The organism is Streptomyces sp. UF-297, from assembly GCF_058245575.1.
The window spans coordinates 1-23,718 of record NZ_JBSIBZ010000117.1; the positions used below are offsets into that span (position 1 = coordinate 1).

Consider the following 23,718-nt stretch of genomic DNA (forward strand, 5'->3'; position numbering starts at 1 on the left):
CACCCCGCACCCCCGCCACCGCACCCCGACAGCCCCGCGCAGCGGACCACAGCCCGCCGCAGGCGCAACGGCCCGCGGCGGGCCGACAGGCACAGCGCCCCCGCTACCAGCTCGACTTCCGCACCCCCGGCAAATACCCCGCATGCGCCTGCTCCCGCACCCGCACCCGCGACAGCCCGAACGCGCGCAGATACCCCCGCGGACGCCCGTCCACACTGTCGCGATTGCGCACGCGAGTAGCGCTCGCGTCGCGCGGCTGCCGCGACAACTCCCGCTGTGCGTCCAGCCGTTCGGCGTCCGACGCCTGCGGGTTACGGATGACGGCCTTGAGCAGCGCCCGCCGCGCCGCGTAGCGCGCCACCGTCGCCCGCCGCTGCTCGTTCTTTGCGATCTTGCTCTTCTTCGCCATTCAGACCCGCTCCCCTCGCGCACGGATACGGGCGACGGCCGCCTCGATCCCGATCGTGTCCACGGTCTTGATCCCCTTCGCGCTCAGCCTCAGTCGTACGTGCCGCTTCTCGCTGGGCAGCCAGTACCGCTTGGCCTGGATGTTGGGGTCGAAGCGGCGGGAGGTGCGCCGGTGGGAGTGGGAGACGGCGTTGCCGAAGCCGGGCCTGCGGCCGGTCAGCTGGCAGTGGGCGGACAAGGCTCATTCCTCCTAATGAAAATGGAAACCATTTCTGTATAGTAGCCCGTATGGCCCGCAACGAACTACGACCCGTGATCAAGCTCCGGTCCACGGCGGGGACCGGCTACACGTACGTGACCCGCAAGAACCGCCGCAATGACCCCGACCGGCTCCAACTGCGCAAGTACGACCCCGTCGCCGGTCGGCACGTCACTTTCCGAGAGGAGCGCTGAGGCACGCGATGAAGCCTGGAATCCACCCGCCGTACGGGCCCGTCGTCTTCCGCGACCGGGCCGCCGACTTCGCCTTCCTGACCCGGTCCACCGCCACCAGCGACAAGACCGTCCAGTGGGAGGACGGCAACACCTACCCCGTCATCGACGTCGAGATCTCCTCGGCGAGCCACCCCTTCTACACGGGGACGGCCCGCGTGCTGGACACCGCGGGCCGCGTCGAGCGCTTCGAGCGCCGCTACGGCAAGCGGCCCACCGACCGCTCTGCCCAACAGCCCGCCGACCGCCCCGCCGGGCAGTCCGACGGCCAGTCCACCGAGCGCCCCGCCGAGCGGCGCGGGACCCGCTGATGGAGCGGCTCGGCGTCGCGATCGTCGGCGGGCTGCACGCGGACGCCCGTACGGCGGCCGTCGAGCACCTGCTGCGCACCGTCCCCGGCAGCGTCGCCCTCCACCACGACCTGGCCTCGGCCGCCGAAGGAACGGTACGGCGCACGGTCCGCGACGCCCGCGGCCCGCTGGACGAGGGCGAGGCCCCGCTGGTCAACGACTGCGCCTGCTGTGCGCTGCGCGAGGACCTCGTCCCCGAGCTGGAGCGGCTGGCCGCGAGCCGTACCTGCCGTCTGGCTGTCGTCGAGCTGTGGGACTCGGTGGAGCCCAAGGCGATGGCCGAGGTCGTGGCGGCCTGCGGCGGTGACACCCTCGCCCTGACGCAGGTGATCACGGCCGTCGACCCGGCCCTGCTGCTGCCCTACCTCGGCTGCGGCGACGACCTGGCCGAGGCCGGCCTCGCGGCGGCCGCCACCGACCAGCGGACGGTGGCCGACACCTGGGCGCGCCAGCTGGAGTACGCGCCGGTGCTCGCCGTCGTAGCGGGGGAGGAGCCTGCGGACGACGCCGACCTGGAGCTGCTGACCCAGCTGCACCCCACCGCGTGCCAAGTCGCCCTGGACGCGGGGGAGGGCGCGCAGTGCGGCGGCGCCGACGAGCTCGCCGCCGCGGCCCTGGCCGGCTTCGACATCGAGGCGGCCGCCGCGCGCCAGCACCCGGCCTGCGCCCTGCTGCCGCAGGAGGCGGACCGGGCGGGCGTGGGCACCCTGGTGTGGCACCGCACCCGGCCCTTCCACCCGGGGCGGCTGTACGCGGCCCTGGAGGACCTGTCCTGTGTGGCCGCGCGCAGCCGGGGCCGCTTCTGGCTGGCCGACCGGCCGGACACGCTGCTGTCCTGGGACGCGGCGGGCGGCGCGCTGTGCGTGGAGAGCACCGGGCCGTGGCTGGCCGCACTCCCGGACGCCGCCTGGGAGTTGGTGCCGCCGGTACGGCGCGCGGCGGCCGCGCTGGACTGGCACCCCGAGCACGGCGACCGCGCCCAGCACCTGGTCTTCACCTCGCAGGGCCTGGACCGGGACGGGCTGACCGCGCTGCTGGAGTCCTGCCTGCTGACGGACGCCGAGTTCGCGGGCGGTCCGGCCGCCTGGAAGTCGCTCCCGTCCGCCTTCGACGAACTGCTGGACCCCGTCCCGTAATTCGGTCCGCCCTCGGCGTACTGCCCCCTTCGTACCGCACCCGTCGCAGCGCCCTCGTCGTACCGCACCCGCACGAAAGGCCCCCATGCCCCGCCGTCACGACCCCCGCAAGCCCGTCAAGCACCGGCCCAACCCCCTGGACGCGGCCGGGATCACCTACATCGACTACAAGGACACCGACCTGCTGCGGAAGTTCATCTCCGACCGGGGCAAGATCCGCAGCCGCCGGGTCACCCGGGTCTCGGCCCAGCAGCAGCGGCAGCTTGCCCGCGCGATCAAGAACGCGAGGGAGATGGCCCTGCTGCCGTACTCCTCGAAGTGATCCCGGAGTGGCCCCGGAGCGCCCGGACGATCACCCGTGCCCCATAGGTAGGAATTTCCCTACGCTTGATGTGTAGGGAAATTCCTACCTATCGTGAGGGGTATGAACATCACGCACGCCTCCTTCCTGACCGTCCCCGTCCTCGACCAGGACCGCGCCCGGCGCTTCTACACCGAGACCCTCGGCTTCCAGGTCGTCGCCGACCGCCAGGTGGGCCCGGTGCGCTGGCTCCAGGTGGCCCCCGAGGGCGCACAGACCGTCTTCACGCTGTCCGGGCCGGGAATGGGCGATTTCACGCCCGGTTCCGCACGGGGGATCATGTTGGTCACGACCGACGTGGACGCCGACTGCGCGCGGCTGACCGCGGCCGGGGTCGAGGTCGGCGGGCCTGATGACGCCCCCTGGGGCCGGATGGCCGGCTTCAGCGACCCCGACGGCAACAGCTGGATGCTGATCACGGAGAAGGAAGGCTTCTGACACGGCCATGACCGCGACCGGCGCACGCGAGACGACCTCCGAGCGGGACAACGGGCGGGACGGCGAGCGGGACACCGGGCAGGACCGGCTGTTCGCCGCGCTCGCCAACGGCACCCGCCGCGAGGTGCTGCGGCTGCTGCGCGAGCAGGGCCCGCTGCCCGTACAGGCGCTCGCCGACCACTTCGCCATGCGCCGCCCCAGCCTCTCGGAGCACCTCAAGGTGCTGCGGGAGGCCGGTCTGGTCTCCGAGGAGCGCGCCGGGCGGCAGCGGATCTACCGCCTGGAGGCCGCGCCGCTGGCCGAGGTGCAGGACTGGCTCGGTCCGTACGAGCGGTTCTGGCGCGAGCGGCTCAAGAGCCTGGGCGATCTGCTGGACGCGATGCCCGACGATGAGTCATGACCGACTTTCCCGCGTCCCCGGACGGCTTCCCGGACGGCTTCCCCGAGGGCGACGACCCGAGGACGATCCGGGTCGCGCAGTACTTCCCGCACCCTCCCGCCAAGGTCTGGCGCGCGCTGACCGAGCCCGAGCTGATCGCCCGGTGGATGATGCCCGGCGACTTCCGCCTCGTGGTCGGCCACCGCTACACGATGCGCACCTTCCCCCGCCCGAACACCGGCTTCTCCGGCACGGTGGAGGCCGAGGTGCTGGCGTACGAGACCGAGCGGCTGCTCAGCGTGCGCTGGCGGGACGCCGACGAGGGGCAGGGCGGCCGGGCCGACTGGACGATCACCTGGAGCCTTCAACCGGAGGGGCGCGGCACGCGTCTCTTCCTGGTGCACGAGGGCTTCGATCCGGACGATCCGTACCAGGTGCAGGCGCACCGCATCATGGGCGGCGGATGGCGCTCGACGGTGATGGCGGGCCTGGGGAAGGTCCTGGACGCGCTGTGACCGCGCCGGGGGCCGTCCTCGACGAGCAGTGACGGCGCTGCCACACGCTGTCGTGCACGTGCATCTGCCCATGCATCGGCATATGAACGCGGCTATGATCCGGGTCAGTTGACATGTTTAACGCTGACCGTTCCGCTGTCCTCACCGGGAGAATCCTGTGCCCCACGCATACAACGGCATGGCCGCGACGGATCTTCGCGGGGTGGTCTGGCAGAAGAGCCGGCACAGCAACTCCCAGGGTTCGTGCGTGGAGTTCGCCCGCCTGCCGGACGGCGAGGTCGCGGTGCGCAACTCCCGCTTTCCCGACGGGCCCGCGCTCATCTACACCCCGGCCGAGGTCGAGGCGATGATCCTGGGCGTCAAGGACGGCGAGTTCGACCACCTCATACGCGACTGAGCCGCCCACAGCGACTGAGCCGCCCACCGCGGCTCAGTGGCCCACCGCGGCTCAGTGCCTCGTAGCGACTCGGTTGCCGCAGCGGCTGGGGCGGCCGCCGGACCGCCCCTGCCGCTACGGAAGCCGGAACAGTGCCCACACGACCTTTCCGTGCGGCGCTCCGGACAGCCGGTGCCAGCCCCATCCGTCGGCGAAGGACTCCACCAGGTGCAGTCCGCGCCCCGATTCCGCGCAGGCGTCGGCCTCCCCCGCGACGGGGGAGTCGTCGCTGGGGTCGCGTACGGCGCACACCAGACGTGAGGACCAGCGCATCAAGTGCAGCCGGGCGGGCGGGACTTCGGCCATGGGCGGTGCATCCCCCGTAAGATTCGCCGTCACATGAGCCGTCGTGCCCGCCGCGCCCGGCAGTACCGCGTGCCGCAGGGCGTTGGTGACCAGTTCGGACACCACCAGCGCGACACCGTCGAAGAGTTCTTCCAGATCCCAGTGGTGCAGCGTTTCGCGGGTGAACTGCCGCGCGCCGCGCACCGATTCGTACCGGGCCTGCAGGGTGCAGGAGACGGAGCCGGAAACGGCCGAGGGGTCGACAGGGGGAAGTCCCTGCCATAACGGCTCAAGCACGGTCAAAACCTTGGTCCCCATGCGAGGCACTCCTGGCGTTCGCGGACGTCATGATCCCTGCCGTTCCGGCGGATCGTTAACGAGCGTGCATGCGTGCGACGCCCATGGTTCCCAATGCGTACGCCAGATGCAAGGGCAGATGCACGTGCACGCGATCTTTTTGGGGTGCGACGTGGTCATTAGCCGTATTTCTTCCTACGCGTAGTTGCGGAGAAGTGGCGCGAGCTGCACATATCAGTAACCGGGCGAGCACTCAACGGAGCCTGAACGTGGCAGACTGCCGCCCACTGTTGGACGGGGTGGGCCACGGGAGGGGCTGAAGGTGTCCGCAAGTGAGTCGAGCGGGTCAGTGGTGCGGCGCATCATGCTGGGTTCGCAGCTCAGGAGGCTGCGGGAAACCCGCGGGATAACGCGCGAGGCGGCGGGCTACTCGATCCGGGCATCCGAGTCGAAGATCAGCCGCATGGAGCTGGGCAGGGTGAGCTTCAAGGCCCGGGACGTGGAGGACCTGCTCACCCTCTACGGAGTCGGGGACGAGCAGGAGCGCGAGTCGCTGCTCTCCCTCGCCCGGGAGGCCAACGTCACGGGCTGGTGGCACAGTTACAGCGATGTGCTTCCCGGTTGGTTTCAGACATATGTTGGCCTGGAAGGGGCAGCATCGATCATCCGGCACTACGAAGTGCAGTTCGTGCACGGCCTGTTGCAGACCGAGGCCTACGCACACGCCGTCGTCGCCCGCGGCATGCCCGGCGCCGACCCCGCCGACGTCGAACGCCGCGTCGCGCTGCGCCTGGAGCGGCAGAAACTGCTGCTCTCCGAACGCCTCCCGCAGTTCCACTGCGTCCTGGACGAGGCCGCGCTGCGCCGCCCGTACGGTGACCGCGCGGTGATGCGCGGACAGCTCCAGCACCTCATCGAACTCTCCGAACGCCCCAACGTACGGCTGCAGGTGATGCCCTTCAGCTTCGGCGGGCACGCGGGCGAGTCCGGCGCCTTCACCATGCTCGGCTTCCCCGACACGGGACTGCCGGACGTCGTCTACCTGGAACAACTCACCAGTGCGCTGTATCTGGACAAGCCGGAGGACGTGGCCCAGTACGCCCGGGTGATGGACCGCCTTCAGGCCGACAGTCCGGATCCCGCCGGTACCCGCGACCTGCTACGTGGTCTACTCCAACTGACCTGACTCGCGCGTAGGATGACTTCCCATCAGGAGTTAGCACCCCCCCAGTGTGGCGCTGTGACGCCCCGTGATGCGTTGTGCGCGCCCCGTCCTTCAGATTGGGATGGCATGTCCTACTTCGACGAGTTGGCTCTTCAGTACATCGACGGCAAATGGCGGGCCGGCAGCGGCTCGTGGGACATCGTGGACTTCAATCCGTACAACGGGGAGAAGCTCGCGTCCATCACCGTCGCCACCGTCGAGGAGATCGATACGGCCTACCGGGCCGCCGAGCGCGCGCAGACCCAGTGGGCCGCCACCAACCCCTACACCCGCCGGCTGGTCTTCGAGCGCGCGCTGCGGGTGATCGACGAGCGCGAGGCGGAGTTCGGCGCGGCGATAGCCGCCGAGGTCGGCGGCACCCACGCCAAGGTCGCCTTCGAACTCCACCTGGTCAGAGAGTTCCTGCGGGAGTCCCTCCAGCTCGCGCTGCGCGCCGAGGGACGCATACTGCCCTCGCCCATCGACGGCAAGGAGAACCGCCTCTACCGCCTGCCGGTCGGTGTCGTCGGGGTCATCAGCCCCTTCAACTTCCCCTTCCTGCTCTCCATCAAGTCGGTGGCGCCCGCGCTGGCGCTGGGCAACGCGGTCGTCCTCAAGCCCCACCAGAACACGCCGATCTGCGGCGGCGGTCTGGTCGCCAAGCTCTTCGAGGAGGCCGGGCTGCCCCCGGGCCTGCTCAATGTCGTGGTCACCGACATCGCCGAGATCGGGGACGCGCTCCTGGAGCACCCCGTACCCAAGGTCATCTCCTTCACCGGCTCGGACAAGGTCGGCCGGCACGTCGCCACCGTCGCCGCCTCGCACTTCAAGCGCGCCATCCTCGAACTGGGCGGCAACAGCGCCCTGGTGGTCCTGGACGACGCCGACCTCGACTACGCCGTCGACGCGGCCGTCTTCAGCCGCTTCGTCCACCAGGGCCAGGTCTGCATGGCCGCCAACCGCGTCCTGGTGGACCGCCGCGTGGAGAAGGAGTTCACCGAGAAGTTCGTCGCCAAGGTCAGGACGCTGAAGGTGGGCGACCCCACCGACCCGGCGACCCACATCGGCCCGCTGATCAACGAGCGGCAGGCGGAGGCCGTCACCTCGGTGGTGGACCGCGCCCTGTCCGAGGGCGCCACCGCCCTGGTGCACGGCCCGGCGCAGGGTACGCTCGTCGCGCCCACCGTGCTCTCGGACATCCCGGAGGGCTCGGCGGCCCTAGGCCAGGAGATCTTCGGGCCCGTCGCCCTGCTCATCCCCTTCGACGGCGACGACGAGGCCGTACGGATCTCCAACGACGCCCCCTACGGGCTCAGCGGCGCCGTGCACACCGCCGACATCGAGCGCGGGGTGCGGTTCGCCAAGCGCATCGAGACCGGAATGATCCACATCAACGACGGCACGGTGCACGACGAGCCGGTGGTGCCCTTCGGCGGCGAGAAGGCCTCCGGGGTGGGGCGGCTGAACGGCGACTCGATGGTGGAGGCCTTCACCACCACCAAGTGGATCTCCATTCAGCACGGCCGGTCCCGCTTCCCGTTCTGATTCTTCTCCCTGCGTGGGGCATGAGGACAGTAGCTGTCCTCATGGGGCCGTAACTTCGTAGCTGTCGGAGCGAGGGCGACGACGCAGACGGACCGCCGGGGCAGAGACCGGCGGTCCGACGGACCGATGAAAGAGGTGGCCCCATGCCCACTCACGTGCTTGCCGAGGCGCACGGCGACGAGCGCGGCGCGCTCCTGGCCTTCCTGGAGGCGCAGCGCGGCGGTCTGCGCCGGGCGCTCCTGGGACTGACCGACGAGCAGGCGGCGCGCAAGCCCAGCGCCAGCGAACTGTCCCTGTCCGGCCTGCTCAAGCATGTCGCGGAGGTCGAGCAGGGCTGGGTGGAGACCGCCCGGCAGGTTCCCGAGTCCGTGCAGCGCGACGAGAGCACCTGGCACCTGAGCTTCCAGCTGGAGGGCGAGGAGACGGTCGCGGGCATCCTGGCGCACTGGGACCAAGTGGCCCGCGAAACCGAGAAGTTCATCCACTCCCTGCCCAGCCTGAACGACACCTTCCCGCTCCCCGAGGCCCCCTGGTACCCCCCGAACGCCTCTCAGTCGATGCGCTGGCTCCTCCTCCACCTCATAGAGGAGACGGCCCGCCACGCCGGCCACGCCGACATCATCCGCGAGTCCCTCGACGGCAAGACCGCCTTCGAGCTCGTCGCCGAGGAAGGCGCCCTCAAGGGCTGAACCCCCTTACGGAGAAGGCCGGTTCCTCCTGGATCCGGCCTTCTCCCGCGCCTTTGCGGGCCCGGTCACCTGCCCCTGTCAGGGGCGCGGGGCGGTGCCGGTATGCGGCTTCGTCACGTGGGCGCGGTCGGCCCCCACCGGCCTGCGGATGCGCGGCGCGCTCAGGGCGCGCCCCCGGCCACCTCCTCCCGCAGGTCCTCCGCGCGGAGCACCGCATCGCGCGCCGCCTCCCGGTCCTGGGGGTCCAGCGGGACGGCATCGGCTCGGGTGAGGAAGTCGGCGGCCCGTTGGGGATCATCGGTGCTAAGGGCCAGTTCGGCGCGTAGGACCAGGAGTTGGAAGAGCTGGGCGGGGGTCGGGACGGGGGCGTTCGCGGCGGGTTCGGGCAGGGAGGCGAGGGCGCGGTCCAGGATGGCGACGGCTGTGGTGGGGTCGTCCTTGGAGTCGGCGAGCAGGGTCGCCTGGTGCAGCGCGCGGGCGTACTTCTCCCTGGGGACGGGGGAGTGCTCAAGGGACTCGGAGATCTGCTGCCCGACGCGTATGCAGTTGCCGCCGGGGTCGGTCATCAGGAACTGCCGTACGCCGTAGGACATGTCCTTCAGGGGTCCGATGCGAGGGATGCCGCGCATGGGTATCCGGCCCAGCGCGGCCTTGAGCCCGGCGCGGAAGGCCGCGTACAGGCCGTCCACGTCGTCGGTCAGGACGTAGCAGGTGCTGTAACTCGTCGCCGGTTCATGGGACTTCATGCCGAAGAACTGCAGCTCGACATCGCGTCCCGGCAGCTGGACGACGGCGTAGGGGTTGGGGCTCTTCTGCTGGAAGGTCACCTCGAAGCCGAGGGCCCGGTAGAAGTCCAGCAGTTCGTCGAGGGAGCGGCACGGGAGGATCGGAATCACGGTCTCGGCCATGCCACCGGAGAGTAGGCGTGGGATCATGTTCTAGTCAAAGTTGAGTAGCCGTGCCGTCTAGGCTGGCGGCACGGCGAGTGCGGGAAGTGAGGCGGCGATGTCGGTGATCCGGCTGTTGGTTCTGGGGGCCGTGCGCCAGCACGGGCGGGCGCACGGCTATCAGGTGCGCAACGACCTGGAGTACTGGGGCGCCCACGAGTGGTCCAACGCCAAGCCCGGCTCGATCTACCACGCCCTGAAGCAGATGGCCAAGCAGGGCCTGCTGCTCGCCCACGACGTCGCGCCGAGCACCGCGGGCGGCCCGCCGCGCACGGAGTACGAGATGACCGAGGCCGGGACGCAGGAGTACTTCTCGCTGCTGCGCACGGCGCTCTCCCGGCACGACCAGAAGATCGACGTGCTCAGCGCGGGCGTCGGCTTCATGGTGGACCTGCCGCGCGAGGAGGCGGTGGCCCTCCTCAAGGAGCGGGTGCGGGGGCTGGAGGACTGGCGCGCGGGCGTCGTGGAGTACTACATCCCGGAGGACGGGCCCGAACAGCTCGGCCACATCGGCGAGATCATGCACATGTGGGTGCACCATGCCGACAGCGGCGCGCAGTGGACGCGCGGGCTGATCGAGCGGATCGAGGGCGGCGCCTACGTCTTCTCGGGGGAGGGCGAGCCCTTCGTGGGCGTCCTCGCGGAGGGCGAGGAGAACCCGTTCGCGACCGAGGGGCGCGACCCGCGCCTGGGCTGAGGCGGCGCCCGGCGGCCGGCGCCTTGCGCGCGGCACCCGGCGGTCGGAGTCCGGCAGGAGCCCTCATTAATCAAGTTTGACCAATCCCGCGGGCGGGGTTACTTTCGTCAGCAGGTAGTCAAACTTGACTACAGGCTTGGAGGAGGCACCTTGACTGACCGCGATCTTGCGATCGTCGTCGAAGGACTGCGCAAGGACTACGGCGCGAAGGCGGCCCTGGACGGGCTCGACCTGACCGTCCCGCGCGGCACCGTCCAGGGGATTCTGGGCCCCAACGGCGCCGGCAAGACCACGCTCGTACGGATCCTGGCCACCCTGCTGCGGCCCGGCGCCGGGCGCGCCGAGGTCGCCGGGTACGACGTGCTGCGCCACCCGGACGAGGTGCGGGTGCGCATCGGCCTGCTGGGGCAGCACGCCGCGCTGGACGAAGAGCTGGGCGGGCGGCAGAACCTGGAGATGTTCGGGCGGCTCTACCACCTGGGCGCGCGCCGGGCCGCGGCCCGCGCCGGGGAGCTGCTGGAGCGCTTCGGGCTCGCCGACACCGGCCGCAAGGCCGTCAAGGACTACAGCGGCGGCATGCGGCGCCGCCTGGACCTGGCGGCCTCGCTCATCGTGCGCCCGCCCGTCCTCTTCCTGGACGAGCCGACCACCGGCCTGGACCCGCGCGGCCGCAACGAGGTGTGGGAGGCGGTGCGCTCACTGGTCGGCGGCGGCACGACCGTCCTGCTGACCACGCAGTACCTTCAGGAGGCCGACCAGCTCGCGGACCGTATCTCGGTGATCGACGCGGGCAAGGTGGTCGCGGACGGCACGGCGGACGCCCTCAAGGCGAAGGTCGGCGGCGACCGGATCGACGTCGTACTGCACGACGCCCGCCAACTGCCGCACGCCGCCGCGTCCTTGGCGCCCGTCCTGGGTGCCGCCCCGCTGGAGAGCGACGCGGACGCCCGCCGCCTCAGCGCCCCCGTCGCCGACCGCATGGCCGCCCTGACCGCGACCGTACGCACCCTGTCCGAGGCCGGCATCGAGGCCGAGGACATCGCCCTGCGCAGGCCCACCCTGGACGAGGTCTTCCTGCACCTGACCCAGCACAGCGCCGCCAAGGAGGACGCGACCGCATGAGCACCTTCACCCCGAGCGCCCCCACCGCGGGCAAGGCCGTCTGGGCGCTGGCCGACTCCTGGACCATGACCCGGCGCGGCCTGGCGCACTGGGCCCGCCGGCCCGTACAGATCGTCGTCGGGCTCGCCTTCCCCGTGATGATGCTGGTGATGTTCGCCTACTTCCTGGGCGGCGGCATGGCCCTGCCGGGCGGCGCCGACTACACGGAGTTCCTGGTCCCGGGCATGCTGGCGCTCACCATGGCCTTCGGCCTGGAGGCGACGATGGTCGCGATCACCCAGGACCTCAACAAGGGCGTCCTGGACCGCTTCCGCGCCCTGCCGATGGTGCCCGCCGCCGTCCTGGTGGGCCGCAGCATCCTGGACATGCTGGAGTCCGCGCTCAGCCTGCTCGTCATGATCGGCGTCGGGCTGCTGATGGGCTGGCGCTGGCACGGCAGCTTCGCCGAGGCTCTGTACGCGGTGGGGCTGCTGCTCCTGCTGCGCTTCGCGATGCTGTGGATCGGCATCCACCTGGGCCTGCTGGCCGGCCGCCCCGAACTGGTCCAGGCCGTACAGATCCTGGTCTGGCCCGTCGCCTTCCTGTCCAACGCCTTCGTCTCGGCCCACTCCATGCCCGGCTGGCTCGGCACGATCGCCGAATGGAACCCGATGTCCGCCACCGCCACCGCCGTACGCGACCTCTTCGGCAACCCCGCCTGGTCCGAAACCACCTGGGCCACCCAGCACGCCCAACTCCTCGCCCTGGCCTGGCCCCTGCTCCTCCTGGCCGTCTTCTTCCCCCTGGCGGTACGCACGTTCCGGCGGCTGGGGAGGTGAGGTCGCGGAAGCTTTCAGGGGCCGATGAGCCTGCGCAGGTCGACCTCGACAGGGAAGGGTACGAGCGTGGAGAGCTTGCCGATGTGTGTGGACGTCTCAGGGCTGGGGGCGTAAGCACCTGTCTCGTGGTGCAGCCAGAACTCGTGCACCACGGGCAGGCCGCCCTCACCCTCCTCCACACGCCAGAAGTACTTGATCCCGGCCTGCGCGTACATACCCGGCTTGCGGAAGCGATCGTCGGTGCGTGAACCGGGAGAGACCACTTCGACCGCGAGGGCCACTCTCTCCACCGGAACGCACTTCAGGCCGGTGCTGTCGAGCCCTTCGCGGTCGAAGACCACAACGTCGGGCTTCGGTGGGTTGCGCTCATCGATCCATACGCAGCGCTCCGAGTTGACCCAATAGGGCTCGCGTTGCGCCTGACGCAATGCGAAGAACAATCCATCGCGTACGTCGTCATGCCATTGGACCGCCATCCCCCGGGCCACGATCACTCCATCCACAAGATCCCAGTCGAACGGCAGGACCAGCTCCTTGACCTGGTCGTACGTCCAGCCGTCCGCCGGCGGGTACATCCAGTTCTCCGGGGTGGCCCGCTCCCACTGCTCGTGCCTGGCTTCTGCGGCCATTGCTGCTCCCATGGACTGGAGTCTGTGTGTGATCGTGGACACGCTTCCTGAAGATGACGGTACCGCCACCCGCAAGGGTGAAGCGGCTTTCGGCGGAGCCCGTTCTTCTCCCCGGCATACCGCACCCGATGGTGGCCTCCGTCTCCGTGAACACGGTGCTCAGTGAGCTCTCCCGGCAGCCGGACGAGGTGGTCGTCGATCCGTGGGTGCGGGCCACGTTCGTCGCCGAGCAGAGCGGCCGCGCGGGTGGCGGCCGGGCGGGTGCTCGCGGGTCAGTGGTGGAAGGCCGTCGCCTCCCGTTCGGGGCGGTCCAACGGGCCCTTCTGGTCGCGCAGTTCGGGCAGGATGCGCTCCAGGTCGTCGGCGAACAGCTCGGCCAGGTCGTGCGAGAAGCCGTTGCGGCACACCACGCGCAGCACCGACAGGTCCTGACGGTTGGGCGGGAAGGTGTACGCGGGCACCAGCCAGCCGCGCTCCTTCAGCCGCCGCGACACGTCGAAGACGTCGTAGGCGGTGACCTCCTCGCGCGTGGTGAAGGCGAACACCGGCAGCTGGTCGCCGCGGGTCAGCAGCCGGAAGTCGCCCATCGCCTCGATACGCCCGGCCAGCGTCTGCGCCACCTCGCGGGTGTTGCGCTGGACGGCGGTGAAGCCCGCGCGCCCCAGCCGTACGAAGGTGTAGTACTGGGCCGCGACCTGGGCGCCGGGCCGGGAGAAGTTCAGCGCGAAGGTCGGCATGTCGCCGCCCAAGTAGTTGACGCGGAAGACCAGTTCCTCGGGCAGCGCGTCCTTGTCGCGCCACAGCGCCCAGCCCACGCCCGGGTAGACCAGCCCGTACTTGTGGCCCGAGGTGTTGATGGAGGCCACCCGCGGCAGCCGGAAGTCCCACACCAGGTCCGTGTCCAGGAAGGGCGCGACCATCGCCCCGGACGCCCCGTCGACATGGACGGGGATGTCCAGGCCGGTGCGCTCCTGGAGGGCGTCCAGCTCCGCGCAGACCCGCTCCACCGGCTCGTAGGACCCGTCGAAGGTGGAGCCGAGGATCGTCACGACCCCGATGGTGTTCTCGTCGCACAGCGCGGCCGCCGCCTCGGGGTCCAGGTGGAAGCGGTCGCCCTCCATCGGCACCTGCCGCGCCTCCACTTCCCAGAAGTTGCAGAACTTCTCCCAGCAGACCTGCACATTGGCGCCCATGACGAGGTTGGGCCGGGCCTGCCCGGGATAGCGGTCGGCGTTGCGCCGCGCCCAGCGGCGCTTGAACGCCATCCCCGCCAGCATGCACGCCTCGCTGGACCCGGTGGTCGAACAGCCCACCGCGGCCGCCGGATCGGGCGCGTTCCACAGATCGGCGAGGATGGACACACAGCGGCTCTCCAGCTCCGCGGTGTGCGGGTACTCGTCCTTGTCGATCATGTTCTTGTCCTGGCACTCGGCCATGACGACGCTCGCCTGCGGCTCCATCCAGGTCGTCACGAACGTCGCCAGGTTCAGCCGGGAGTTGCCGTCCAGCATCAGCTCGTCGTGCACGAACTGGAAGGCCGTGTGCGGGGTGACGGGCTCGTCGGGCAGCCGGTGCCGGGGCGGCTCGCCCGCCATCCCGCCGACCGGGTCCGCCTCGCCGTAGAAGGGGTTGACCGAGAATCCGGGGCGTCCTGAACGGGCGCGTGCGCGGGGATCGAGTGACATGGGCCGCGGGTACCCCTCAACCTGCCGGGGAAAGACCGGATTTGAGGGCCCGGGTGAATCTCACGACCCGTTCGGCCTGGATGCGGGCCGCGGTCAGCGCGTCGTCGTCCACCGGGGTGTCGGGGCCGCCGACGTGCGAGGTGCCGTACGGATTGCCGTCGGCGAACTTGGCCGGGTCGGTGTAGCCGGGGGTGACCAGGATGCCGCCGAAATGGTGGACGGTGGTGTAGAGCGCCAGCAGCGTGGACTCCTGGCCGCCGTGCTTGGTGGCGGTGGCGGTGAACCCGCTGTAGACCTTGTCGGCGAGCTTGCCCTGCTGCCACAGCCCGCCCAGGACGTCGATGAACTGCTTGAGCTGCGAGGCGATGTTGCCGTACCGGGTGGGCGACCCGAAGATCACCGCGTCCGCCCAGAGCATGTCGTCCGGCGCGGCCTCGGCGATGTCCGCGGTCTCCTGCGCGTTCTTCGCCCAGGCCGGGTTGGAGTCGATGGCGGCCTGCGGCGCCAGCTCGGCGGCCCGGCGCAGCCGCACCTGTGCGCCGGCCTGCTCGGCGCGGCGGGCGATCTCCTTGGCCAGGGCGGCGACGGTGCCGGTCGAGGAGTAGTAGATGACGGCCACATTCACCGGGGTGTCCATGCGCGTACCTCCTACGCGCCGACAATACGGGCATACGGTGCGAAGGGCTCGGGGAGCGCGACCGTCCGCCCGCGCGGCCGGCACGCTTCCCGCGGTGGCCGGATTGCCAACCTCCGGGATCAATGGGGGTGTTGCCCCCGTTGAACGAGCAACTTAGGCTTGCCTAACTAACGCGGTGCGGGGTGAGGGCCGCAGGCCCCGCGCCCCGCTGTGACGGAAGGGGTCGGCATGGCAACCAACCAGGAGCGGGCGACGCCGGAGCCGCTGGACTGGACTCCACTGGCCAAGCTCGCCTTCGGGTACATGCACACCCAGATCCTGGCCACCGCGGCCCGGCTGGGCATTTTCGACGTACTGGGAGAGGGGGAGCGCACCGCCCAGGAGGTGGCGCAGGACTGCAAGACCCACCCGCAGGCCACGCACCGCCTGCTGCGGGCCATGGCCGGACTCGGCCTGCTCACCGAGATCCGCCCCGGCACCTTCGCCGCCACCGGGCTGGGCGCGATGCTGCGCACCGACCACCCCGCATCCCTGCTCTCCCTGCTGCGGATGTTCGTGGAGTCGCCCATGATCAAGGCCTGGGAGAGCCTCGACGACAGCGTACGGACGGGGGAGATCGCCTTCGACAAGGTCGTCGGCCAGGACTTCTTCTCCTACCTCAAGGACACCCCCGAGCAGTCGGAGCTGTTCAACGCGGCGATGAGCCAGGCCACCCGGCGGGTCGCCGATCTCCTGCCCGGACACTACGATTTCGGCCGTTTCTCCACCGTGGTGGACGTGGGCGGCGGCGACGGCACCCTGCTGGCCGCCATCCTGTCCGCGCACCCCGGCGTACGCGGGATCCTGTACGACTCCGAGGAGGGCCTGGCCCAGGCCCCCGAGCGGCTGGCGAAGGCCTCGCTCACCGACCGCTGCGCGCTGCGGCCCGGCGACTTCTTCGCCGCCGCCCCCGAAGGCGGCGACGCCTACCTGCTCAAGAGCGTCATCCACGACTGGAGCGACGAGCGCTGCGAACAGATCCTGGGCCACATCCGCCGGGTCATCCCCGAGGACGGGCGGCTGCTCGTTGTCGAGCCCGTCCTGCCGCCCGTCGTCGACGCGACCGCCGGCGAGGTGACCTACCTCAGCGACCTGAACATGCTGGTGAGCGTCGGCGGCCGGGAGCGGACCCAGCAGGACTTCGAGGAGCTCTTCGCCGCCGCGGGCTTCGCCCTGACCTCGGTGAGCGCGCTCCCGGGCCAGGGCACCTTCTCGATCGTCGAGGGCGAGCCCGCGTAACGGCCCGCCGCACCCGCTGAGGGGAGCTGTCGCCGGTCAGCCCGCGCTGGTCAGCGACAGCTTCGCCGCGAAGCCCAGGAACGCCGCCCCGGCCCCCGCCGACAGCCCGGCCGTCAGCCGCCTGCGCTTGCGGAAGGTCGCCGCCAGGAACGTCCCGCTGAAGATCAGCACCGACAGGTACGTGATGCTGAACAGCTGGGCCCAGGCGCCGAGCGTCACGAAGGACAGCCACGGGTGCGCGTACGCCGGATCCACGAACTGCACGAAGAAGGAGATGAAGAACAAAATCGCCTTCGGATTCAGCAGGCTGATCACCAGCGCCCTGCGATAGGGCCGCTCCACGGCCGCCTTGGCCGCGCCCTCACCGGCGCCCGCCCCGCCGACGGCCCCCGCCGCGTCCTGCGCGGGCTGTGCAGCCGTACGCCGTGCCTCCCGCCCGCGCCACAGCCCCCACGCGCCGCGCAGCATCCCGATCGCCAGCCAGGTCAGATAGCCCGCGCCCGCGAACTTCACGATGCCGAACAGCACCGGGCTGGCCTGCAGCAGCGACGCCACCCCGCCCGCCGACAGCGCCATCAGCACGGTGTCGCCGCACAGCACGCCGGCCGCCGCCCGGTAGGCCACCCGCGGGCCCCGGCGGGCCGCCGCGGAGACCACGTACAGCGAATTCGGCCCCGGCAGCAGGACGATGAGCGCCAGTCCCACCAGATATGTCGAAAGATCCGTTATCCCGAGCATGAGCGCAGGATGCCACCGGCGATCACCGCGCTCACCCGCATTTCGCGATACGGACTTGCACCTCACGCGACGTGAGGACCCATCGTGGAGCGCGTACCGAGAAAGGAGCGGAGCCCATGAGCTACTCCGTGGGACAGGTCGCCGCATTCGCCGGTGTCACGGTGCGCACCCTGCACCACTATGACGAGATCGGGCTGCTGGCCCCCAGCGAGCGCAACCACGCAGGTCACCGCCGCTACAGCGACACCGACCTCGACCGGCTCCAGCAGATCCTGTTCTACCGGGAGCTCGGCTTTCCGCTCGACGAGGTGGCGGCCCTCCTGGACGATCCGGACGCGGACCCGCAGGCACACCTGCGGCGCCAGCACGACCTGCTGACCGCCCGGATCAGGAAACTGCAGGACATGGCCGCCGCCGTCGAGACCGCGATGGAGGCGAAGAAGATGGGCATCAACCTCACGCCCGAGGAGAAGTTCGAGGCATTCGGGGACTTCGACCCGGACGTCTACGAGGAGGAGGTCAAGGAGCGCTGGGGGCACACCGACGCCTACAAGGAGTCGCAGCGCCGGGCCGCCTCGTACACCAAGGACGACTGGAAGCGGCTGAACGCGCAGTTCGACGCCATCCACCGCAAGATGGCCGCTCTCCAGGAGCGCGGCGTGCCCGCGGAGTCCGAGGAGGCGATGGACGTCGCCGAGGAGCACCGCCGCTTCATCTGCGACGCCCACTACGACTGCGGCCACGAGATGCACACGTGCCTGGGCGCCATGTACGTCGACGACCCGCGCTTCACGGCCTTCTACGACGCGGTCCGGCCGGGGCTGGCGGTCTATCTGCGGGACGCGATCTTTGCCAACGCCGTCCGCAACGCGTGATCCGTACGGGTCAGGGAGCGCGCCCCTGGCCCGTACGGCTGCGTCAGCTGTCCTTCTGCACCTCTCAGCGCTGACTCTCCTCAGCGCTGCCGCTCAGCTCTTGGGCGCGAGCACCACGGCGGTGCCGTACGCGCACACTTCCGTGCCCACGTCCGCCGCCTCCGTCACATCGAAGCGGAACATCAGCACCGCGTTCGCACCGCGCGAGCGCGCCTGCTCGATCAGCCGCTCCATGGCCTGGTTACGGGTCTCCACCAGAGTCTTCGTCAGCCCCTTCAGCTCGCCGCCGACCAGCGACTTGAGCCCTGCGCCGATCTGCGAGCCGATGTGCCGCGAGCGCACCGTCAGCCCGAAGACCTCGCCGATGACCTGCTGCACCTGATAGCCGGGGACGTCGTTGGTGGTGACCACCAGAACGTCGGACTGCGGCGTCTGTCCGCCGCCGTACTCCTCGATGCCCATACGTGTACCTCCTTACGGCCAGCATCGCCTTCGCGGCCGGGCGCGGCCAGTGGAACCAAGGGGCGCCATGCGGCGTTGATAGCTTTGGGCCGCACACCGCGCCTCCACCCTCTGCAGACCCGGCAGCACGCTCGATCCGGCGCCCTCGACCCAGGAGCCCTACTCCCCGTGAATACCCTCGCGCTCGGCCCCCAGTGGCTGGACCCGGACTACCTGATCGCGACCTTCGGTCTCATCGGCGTCCTCGTCATCGTCTTCGCGGAGTCCGGCCTGCTCATCGGCTTCTTCCTGCCGGGGGACTCGCTCCTGTTCACCACCGGTCTGCTGGTGACCACCGGCAAGATCGACAAGCCGCTGTGGCTGGTGTGCGTGCTGATCGTGCTCGCGGCGATCCTCGGTGACCAGGCGGGCTATCTCTTCGGCCGCAAGGTCGGGCCCGCGCTGTTCAACCGCCCGGACTCCAAGCTCTTCAAGCAGGAGAACGTCACCAAGGCGCACGAGTTCTTCGAGAAGTACGGCCCCAAGTCGCTGGTGCTGGCCCGCTTCGTACCGATCGTGCGCACGTTCACGCCCATCATCGCGGGCGTGAGCCGGATGAACTACCGCTCCTTCATCACCTTCAACATCATCGGCGGCACGCTCTGGGGCGCGGGCGTCACGCTGCTCGGCGCCGCGCTGGGCAAGGTCGAGTTCGTCCACAAGAACATCGAGGCGATCCTGGTCGGGATCGTGCTGATCTCGGTCGTGCCGATCGCGATCGAGTTCCTGCGGGCGCGGAGCAAGTCGAAGAAGGCCGCTGCCGCCGGCTCGGCCTCGGCCGAGATGGGCGGCGGTAATCCGCCGCGGCCCCAGAACGGCACGGGGCGCGGGCGTCACGCCAAGCGCTAGTCGGCTGGTGCCGGTCGCCCGTTCCGGGTGCTGCACCGTTGCGCCTGCGGCGGGCTGTGGTCCGCTGCGCGGGGCTGTCGGGTGCGGGGGCGGGGGTCCGGGGGGGTGTACGAACTGCTTCGCTTGACGTTCGTACACCCACCCCCGGACCCCCGCCCCCTCCCGTTGTGGGTGGGGAAAAACAGGTGGGTGGGGGGGGCTCGCGTTTCGGGCAAATGGTGCCTCTGGCCCTATGGGAACCCCCGCCCCGCGCGTCCGTGGTGTCCATCAGGCATCGTGTCCTTGAAGGACGGCCGGAGGCGTAGCAGTACGAGGAGTGCACAGTCGTGGTGTCGGAGCCTGAGGGCCCAGAGGACCGGAAGCCTCAGTCGGACGAGGCGCACAGCGCCTTCACGCCGCCACTGGGCGTACCGCACCCGCCGGTACCCGAGGACGAGCACCCGACCTCGGAGTTCGCCCTCCCCCAGGGGCTGCGCGCCGAGGCGCCCAGCGAGCCGGAGGGTTCGGCGTTCGCGCCGCCCGGCAGCACCACGGGGCAGACCCCGCTGCCCACCACCCCGGCCTCCGGCTTCCCTGCCTTCACCCCGCCGCACGGAATCCCGGTCATCAGCCTCACCAAGGAGGCGCCCTGGCAGGACCGGATGCGCACGATGCTGCGCATGCCGGTCAGCGAGCGGCCGGTGCCCGAGCGGGTGGAGCGCAGCGACGAGACCGGGCCCGCCGTACCGCGCGTGCTGGACCTGACGCTGCGTATCGGCGAGATCCTTCTCGCGGGCGGCGAGGGCGCCGAGGACGTCGAGGCCGCGATGTTCGGCGTCGCGCACGCCTACGGGCTGGAGCGCGTCGAGCCCACCGTCACCTTCACCCTGCTGTCGATCTCCTACCAGCCCTCCCTGGTCGACGACCCGGTGACCGCCAGCCGGACCGTACGCCGCCGGGGCGTGGACTACACCCGGCTGTCGGCGGTCTTCCGCCTGGTCGACGAGATCACCTCCGAGGGGATCACCCTGGAGGAGGCCTACCGGGGCCTCGCCGAGATACGCCGCAACCGCCACCCGTACCCCAGCTGGGCCCTCACCCTCGCCTCCGGGCTGCTGTCCGGAGCCGCGAGCATGCTGGTCGGCGGCCAGCTGCTGGTGTTCGTCGCGGCCGCGATCGGCTCGATGCTCGGCGACCGGCTGGCCTGGCTCGCCTCGGCCCGCGGACTGCCGGAGTTCTACCAGTTCGTGGTCGCGGCCATGCCGCCGGCCGCGATGGGCTTCGGGCTCAGCCTCGCGCACGCCGACGTCCAGGCGTCCGCCGTGATCACCGGTGGGCTGTTCGCGCTCATCCCCGGGCGGGCGCTGGTCGCCGCCGTCCAGGACGGCCTGACCGGCTATTACATCACCGCCTCCGCCCGCCTCCTGGAGGTCGGCTACCTCATCGTCGGCATCGTCGTCGGTGTCCTGACCGTGCTGTACGCGGGGCTGCGGCTGAGCCCCGAGCCCGCCAAGCTCAGCCCGCAGGAGGCGCTGCGCACGTTCAACTCGCCGGGCATCCAGATCCTGGCCGCCATGCTGCTGGCGCTGGCCTTCTGCGTACTGCTCCAGCAGGAACGTCACACCTTGCTGTTCGCGACCTTCAACGGCGGCATCGCCTGGGTCGTGTACGGAGTCCTCGCGCAGACCGCCAAGTTCAACGCCGTCATCGCCACTACCGTCGCTGCCGGTCTGGTCGGCCTCTTCGGCCAGTTGCTCTCCCGCTACCGCTACGCCTCCGCGCTGCCGTACGTCACCGCGGCGATCGGGCCACTGCTGCCCGGCAGCGCCACCTACTTCGGCCTGCTCAACTTCGCCAAGGGCGACATGACCGCCGGCACCTCCTCACTGATCAAGGCGGCGTCCCTCGCGCTGGCGATCGCCATCGGGGTGAATCTCGGCAGCGAAATCGCCCGCCTCTTCATGAAGGCCCCGAGCAACGGCGAAGAGACCACAGACCGCCGAGCAGCCAAGCGCACCCGCGGCTTCTAGAGCCTTTCTCCACCCCCGCCACCGCACCCCGACAGCCCCGCGCAGCGGACCACGCCCGCCGCAGGCGACACGGCGCCGCACGCGAAAACGGGCGGCACCCCGCGGGGTACCGCCCGTTACTACACGCGCGAAGCGCGTCAGGCTCAGTGGCCGCCCTGGGCCTCAAGGCGCTTGTAGGAGGCCTCGATCTCGGCCTCGGCCTCGGTGCGGCCGACCCAGTTGGCGCCCTCGACGGACTTGCCGGGCTCCAGGTCCTTGTAGACCTCGAAGAAGTGCTGGATCTCCAGACGGTCGAACTCCGACACGTGGTGGATGTCCCGCAGGTGCTCGACACGCGGGTCCGACGCCGGCACGCACAGCAGCTTGTCGTCGCCGCCGGCCTCGTCCGTCATGCGGAACATGCCGATCGCGCGGCACTTGATGAGGCAGCCGGGGAAGGTCGGCTCGTCCAGAATGACCAGGGCGTCCAGCGGGTCGCCGTCCTCGCCCAGGGTGTTCTCGACAAAGCCGTAGTCGGCCGGGTAGCTGGTCGAGGTGAAGAGTCGACGGTCCAGGCGGATCCGACCGGTCTCGTGGTCCACCTCGTACTTGTTCCGCGAACCCTTCGGGATCTCGATGGTGACGTCGAACTCCACGGGTGGCTCCTCCATGATCAACACATACGTCTGGTGATTAAGTGTCCCCCACGCAGGTGTGTGGTGGCGAAAGGGGCTGGTCCGAGGTGCCGGAGACCAGGTCGTGGCAGGTCAGATGGCAGTCAGCGCAGCGTTCCGCGCACGGTGCGTGGCAGTCGGCGCACAGCACGTGGCAGTCCACCTCGAAGGAGCGGCGCCAGACCTGGCAGCTGGCGGCGGGTTCCGCTGTCGTCGGCCTGGCGGTCGCGGCCGGTGCGGTGGCGGCGTCCGGGCCGTGGGACTCCGGTCAGCGTACGGCCGAGCGCGCCGCAGCAGCCGCCCAGGACCGCACAGGTGGCGAGAATCACGGCGGCGGCCCCGCGCCCGCGCCCAGCGCGGCCGCCGTCCTGCCCCCGCTCGGCGCCCCGTCCGACGGCGGCGACGACCGCGGCGCCGCGCCCCCGCCTTCGGGTACGGGCCTGGCCGACACCCTCTCCCCGCTCATGAAGGACCCGGCCCTGGGCCCGGTGCGTACCGCCTCCGTCGTGGACGTGGCCACCGGCCGGGAGATCTTCGCCGCCAAGGCGGGCGAGGCGGCCACTCCCGCCTCCACCGTCAAGCTCGCCACCGCGCTGGCCGCGCTGGCCGCCCTCGGCCCCGACCACCGCATCGACACCACCGTCGTCGAGGGCGCCGAGAAGGGCCACATCGTCCTGGTCGGCGGCGGCGACCCCACCCTCACCGCCCGCGCGCCCAAGAACCCCGGGCAGGCCGCCCAGGACCGGCCCGCCAGCCTGCGCGCGCTGGCCGACGAGACGGCCCGCGCCCTCAAGAAGCGCGGCACCACCAAGGTCACCCTGGACTTCGACGTCTCGGCCTATTCCGGCCCCGTCCGGCACCCCATCAGCCCCAACGAGAACGTCGCCCTGGTCACGCCCCTGATGGCCGACGAGGCCCGTCTGGACGACTCCGACCACGGCCCCGCCGACCGCGACCCCGACCCCTCCGGCGCGGCCGCCCGTACCTTCGCGGGCCTGCTGCGCGACCGCGGCATCACGGTCGACAACGAGCCGTCCGCCACGAAGGCCCCGGCCCGGGCCACCCGCCTGGCCACCACCCGCTCGCTGCCCCTCTCGGCCCTCGTCGAGCGCATGCTCACCCACAGCGACAACGACATCGCCGAGGCCCTGGCCCGCCAGACGGCCCGCGCCGCCGGCGAACCGGTCAGCTTCGAGGGCGCCCAGAAGGCCGTACGCGACCGTCTCGCCGCCCTTCAACTGCCCGTATCCGGCGCCGTCTTCGAGGACGGCAGCGGCCTGGACCGCGACGACCGCACCTCCGCGGCCCTGCTCTCCCGCGTCCTGGTGCTCGCGGCCTCGCCCGAACACCCCGAGTTCCGCTCCGTCATGACCGGCCTCCCGGTCGCCGGCTTCAGCGGCACCCTCAGCAGCCGCTACGCCGACCAGTCCGACCTCGCCCAGGGCGCCGGCACCGTACGCGCCAAGACCGGCACCCTCACCGGCGTCAACACCCTCGCCGGCACCGTCGTCGACGCCGACGGCCGCCTCCTGGCCTTCGCCTTCATGACCACCGGCACCACCGACCCCCAAAACGCCCAACGAGCCCTGGACCGCCTGGCCTCCGCAGTAGCCAACTGCGGCTGCCGCTGACAAACTCCACACATTCCGCCTCACCCACCCGTCTTTTCCCCCTCCACAACGGGAGGGGGCGGGGGGGGGGGGGGGGGGGGGGGGGGGGGGGGGGGGGGGGGGGGGGGCGGGCGG

28 protein-coding genes and 1 pseudogene are annotated in these 23,718 nt (G+C 70.7%); 19 read left to right on the forward strand and 10 right to left on the reverse strand.

Annotated features, from left to right (window positions below; all coding sequences use genetic code 11):
- Positions 1-103: 103 nt before the first annotated feature.
- Both rpsN and rpmB read right to left on the reverse strand, forming a co-directional pair.
- Positions 104-409, reverse strand: a complete 306-nt coding sequence (gene rpsN / locus AC4IJH_RS39385; RefSeq protein ID WP_490856810.1) for a 30S ribosomal protein S14 — start codon at positions 407-409, stop codon at positions 104-106.
- Positions 410-646, reverse strand: a complete 237-nt coding sequence (rpmB, locus tag AC4IJH_RS39390) for a 50S ribosomal protein L28 (RefSeq protein ID WP_490856811.1) — start codon at positions 644-646, stop codon at positions 410-412.
- Between the two features lie 50 nt (positions 647-696).
- On the opposite strand from rpmB, the gene rpmG reads away from it, so the two are divergent.
- The 8 genes and pseudogenes from rpmG to AC4IJH_RS39430 all read left to right on the forward strand — a co-directional run bounded on the left by rpmG (position 697) and on the right by AC4IJH_RS39430 (position 4,476).
- Positions 697-861, forward strand: coding sequence for a 50S ribosomal protein L33 (gene rpmG, locus AC4IJH_RS39395; RefSeq protein ID WP_490856812.1), 165 nt, complete (start codon positions 697-699; stop codon positions 859-861).
- Between the two features lie 8 nt (positions 862-869).
- A pseudogene (locus AC4IJH_RS39400) lies at positions 870-1,112 on the forward strand (type B 50S ribosomal protein L31); the annotation flags it as partial.
- A 98-nt stretch (positions 1,113-1,210) separates the two neighbouring features.
- Positions 1,211-2,386 (forward strand): CobW family GTP-binding protein, encoded by a 1,176-nt coding sequence (locus AC4IJH_RS39405; RefSeq protein WP_490856813.1) that lies wholly within the window; start codon positions 1,211-1,213, stop codon positions 2,384-2,386.
- 85 nt (positions 2,387-2,471) lie between these two features.
- The gene (rpsR, locus tag AC4IJH_RS39410) at positions 2,472-2,708 is read left to right on the forward strand and encodes a 30S ribosomal protein S18 (protein WP_490856814.1); all 237 of its coding nucleotides are present in this window, start codon (positions 2,472-2,474) and stop codon (positions 2,706-2,708) included.
- A gap of 102 nt (positions 2,709-2,810) precedes the next feature.
- Positions 2,811-3,185, forward strand: coding sequence for a VOC family protein (locus AC4IJH_RS39415; RefSeq protein WP_490856815.1), 375 nt, complete (start codon positions 2,811-2,813; stop codon positions 3,183-3,185).
- A gap of 7 nt (positions 3,186-3,192) precedes the next feature.
- Positions 3,193-3,585 (forward strand): ArsR/SmtB family transcription factor, encoded by a 393-nt coding sequence (locus AC4IJH_RS39420; RefSeq protein WP_490856816.1) that lies wholly within the window; start codon positions 3,193-3,195, stop codon positions 3,583-3,585.
- On the forward strand, positions 3,582-4,079 hold the full coding sequence (locus tag AC4IJH_RS39425; RefSeq protein ID WP_490856817.1) for an SRPBCC family protein: 498 nt from the start codon (positions 3,582-3,584) through the stop codon (positions 4,077-4,079). Before AC4IJH_RS39420 ends, AC4IJH_RS39425 begins: the two co-directional genes overlap by 4 nt.
- 157 nt (positions 4,080-4,236) lie before the next feature.
- Positions 4,237-4,476 (forward strand): DUF397 domain-containing protein, encoded by a 240-nt coding sequence (locus AC4IJH_RS39430; protein ID WP_490856818.1) that lies wholly within the window; start codon positions 4,237-4,239, stop codon positions 4,474-4,476.
- Positions 4,477-4,590: 114 nt separating this feature from the next.
- On the opposite strand, the gene AC4IJH_RS39435 is transcribed toward AC4IJH_RS39430, so the two are convergent.
- Entirely contained in the window at positions 4,591-5,118 is a 528-nt protein-coding gene (locus tag AC4IJH_RS39435) for an ATP-binding protein (RefSeq protein WP_490856819.1), read from the reverse strand.
- A gap of 301 nt (positions 5,119-5,419) precedes the next feature.
- On the opposite strand from AC4IJH_RS39435, the gene AC4IJH_RS39440 reads away from it, so the two are divergent.
- The 3 genes from AC4IJH_RS39440 to AC4IJH_RS39450 all read left to right on the forward strand — a co-directional run bounded on the left by AC4IJH_RS39440 (position 5,420) and on the right by AC4IJH_RS39450 (position 8,535).
- Positions 5,420-6,283 carry a Sco1979 family transcriptional regulator gene (locus tag AC4IJH_RS39440; RefSeq protein ID WP_490856820.1) on the forward strand — a complete coding sequence of 288 codons (864 nt, stop codon included), beginning with the start codon at positions 5,420-5,422 and terminating at the stop codon, positions 6,281-6,283.
- A gap of 105 nt (positions 6,284-6,388) precedes the next feature.
- Complete coding sequence (locus AC4IJH_RS39445) at positions 6,389-7,846, forward strand: aldehyde dehydrogenase family protein (protein WP_490856821.1); 1,458 nt, start codon at positions 6,389-6,391, stop codon at positions 7,844-7,846.
- Between the two features lie 143 nt (positions 7,847-7,989).
- Positions 7,990-8,535 carry a DinB family protein gene (locus AC4IJH_RS39450; protein ID WP_490856822.1) on the forward strand — a complete coding sequence of 182 codons (546 nt, stop codon included), beginning with the start codon at positions 7,990-7,992 and terminating at the stop codon, positions 8,533-8,535.
- Between the two features lie 161 nt (positions 8,536-8,696).
- Here the strand turns inward: AC4IJH_RS39450 and AC4IJH_RS39455 are convergent, their stop codons facing one another.
- Complete coding sequence (locus tag AC4IJH_RS39455) at positions 8,697-9,443, reverse strand: bleomycin resistance protein (RefSeq protein WP_490856823.1); 747 nt, start codon at positions 9,441-9,443, stop codon at positions 8,697-8,699.
- A 97-nt stretch (positions 9,444-9,540) separates the two neighbouring features.
- On the opposite strand from AC4IJH_RS39455, the gene AC4IJH_RS39460 reads away from it, so the two are divergent.
- From AC4IJH_RS39460 to AC4IJH_RS39470, 3 genes are all read left to right on the forward strand, one after another.
- Entirely contained in the window at positions 9,541-10,179 is a 639-nt protein-coding gene (locus AC4IJH_RS39460; RefSeq protein WP_490856824.1) for a PadR family transcriptional regulator, read from the forward strand.
- 150 nt (positions 10,180-10,329) lie between these two features.
- Positions 10,330-11,301: an ATP-binding cassette domain-containing protein gene (locus tag AC4IJH_RS39465; protein WP_490856825.1), complete on the forward strand. Its 972-nt coding sequence runs from the start codon at positions 10,330-10,332 to the stop codon at positions 11,299-11,301.
- Complete coding sequence (locus AC4IJH_RS39470) at positions 11,298-12,119, forward strand: ABC transporter permease (protein WP_490856826.1); 822 nt, start codon at positions 11,298-11,300, stop codon at positions 12,117-12,119. Before AC4IJH_RS39465 ends, AC4IJH_RS39470 begins: the two co-directional genes overlap by 4 nt.
- 14 nt (positions 12,120-12,133) lie before the next feature.
- Here AC4IJH_RS39470 and AC4IJH_RS39475 read toward each other — a convergent pair whose 3' ends face one another.
- The 3 genes from AC4IJH_RS39475 to wrbA all read right to left on the reverse strand — a co-directional run bounded on the left by AC4IJH_RS39475 (position 12,134) and on the right by wrbA (position 15,070).
- Positions 12,134-12,748, reverse strand: coding sequence for a Uma2 family endonuclease (locus AC4IJH_RS39475; protein ID WP_490856827.1), 615 nt, complete (start codon positions 12,746-12,748; stop codon positions 12,134-12,136).
- 272 nt (positions 12,749-13,020) lie between these two features.
- Complete coding sequence (gene gad / locus AC4IJH_RS39480; protein WP_490856828.1) at positions 13,021-14,433, reverse strand: glutamate decarboxylase; 1,413 nt, start codon at positions 14,431-14,433, stop codon at positions 13,021-13,023.
- Between the two features lie 16 nt (positions 14,434-14,449).
- On the reverse strand, positions 14,450-15,070 hold the full coding sequence (gene wrbA / locus AC4IJH_RS39485; RefSeq protein ID WP_490856829.1) for an NAD(P)H:quinone oxidoreductase: 621 nt from the start codon (positions 15,068-15,070) through the stop codon (positions 14,450-14,452).
- Positions 15,071-15,298: 228 nt separating this feature from the next.
- Between wrbA and AC4IJH_RS39490 the strand changes: the two genes are divergently transcribed.
- Complete coding sequence (locus AC4IJH_RS39490) at positions 15,299-16,348, forward strand: methyltransferase (RefSeq protein ID WP_490856830.1); 1,050 nt, start codon at positions 15,299-15,301, stop codon at positions 16,346-16,348.
- A gap of 36 nt (positions 16,349-16,384) precedes the next feature.
- Here AC4IJH_RS39490 and leuE read toward each other — a convergent pair whose 3' ends face one another.
- Positions 16,385-17,086, reverse strand: a complete 702-nt coding sequence (gene leuE, locus AC4IJH_RS39495; RefSeq protein ID WP_490856831.1) for a leucine efflux protein LeuE — start codon at positions 17,084-17,086, stop codon at positions 16,385-16,387.
- A gap of 116 nt (positions 17,087-17,202) precedes the next feature.
- Between leuE and AC4IJH_RS39500 the strand changes: the two genes are divergently transcribed.
- Positions 17,203-17,961, forward strand: coding sequence for a MerR family transcriptional regulator (locus AC4IJH_RS39500; RefSeq protein WP_490856832.1), 759 nt, complete (start codon positions 17,203-17,205; stop codon positions 17,959-17,961).
- Positions 17,962-18,054: 93 nt separating this feature from the next.
- Here the strand turns inward: AC4IJH_RS39500 and AC4IJH_RS39505 are convergent, their stop codons facing one another.
- Entirely contained in the window at positions 18,055-18,423 is a 369-nt protein-coding gene (locus AC4IJH_RS39505; protein WP_490856833.1) for a YbjQ family protein, read from the reverse strand.
- Between the two features lie 168 nt (positions 18,424-18,591).
- Here AC4IJH_RS39505 and AC4IJH_RS39510 point away from each other — a divergent pair, with 168 nt between their 5' ends.
- Together AC4IJH_RS39510 and AC4IJH_RS39515 are read left to right on the forward strand one after the other, a co-directional pair.
- A complete protein-coding gene (locus tag AC4IJH_RS39510) occupies positions 18,592-19,311 on the forward strand; it encodes a DedA family protein (protein WP_490856834.1) in 720 nt (239 codons plus the stop codon).
- Between the two features lie 326 nt (positions 19,312-19,637).
- Positions 19,638-21,320: a threonine/serine exporter family protein gene (locus AC4IJH_RS39515; protein ID WP_490856835.1), complete on the forward strand. Its 1,683-nt coding sequence runs from the start codon at positions 19,638-19,640 to the stop codon at positions 21,318-21,320.
- Between the two features lie 143 nt (positions 21,321-21,463).
- On the opposite strand, the gene AC4IJH_RS39520 is transcribed toward AC4IJH_RS39515, so the two are convergent.
- Positions 21,464-21,955 (reverse strand): inorganic diphosphatase, encoded by a 492-nt coding sequence (locus AC4IJH_RS39520; protein ID WP_364852626.1) that lies wholly within the window; start codon positions 21,953-21,955, stop codon positions 21,464-21,466.
- 86 nt (positions 21,956-22,041) lie between these two features.
- On the opposite strand from AC4IJH_RS39520, the gene dacB reads away from it, so the two are divergent.
- Entirely contained in the window at positions 22,042-23,604 is a 1,563-nt protein-coding gene (gene dacB, locus AC4IJH_RS39525) for a D-alanyl-D-alanine carboxypeptidase/D-alanyl-D-alanine endopeptidase (RefSeq protein WP_490856836.1), read from the forward strand.
- Positions 23,605-23,718: the final 114 nt, after the last annotated feature.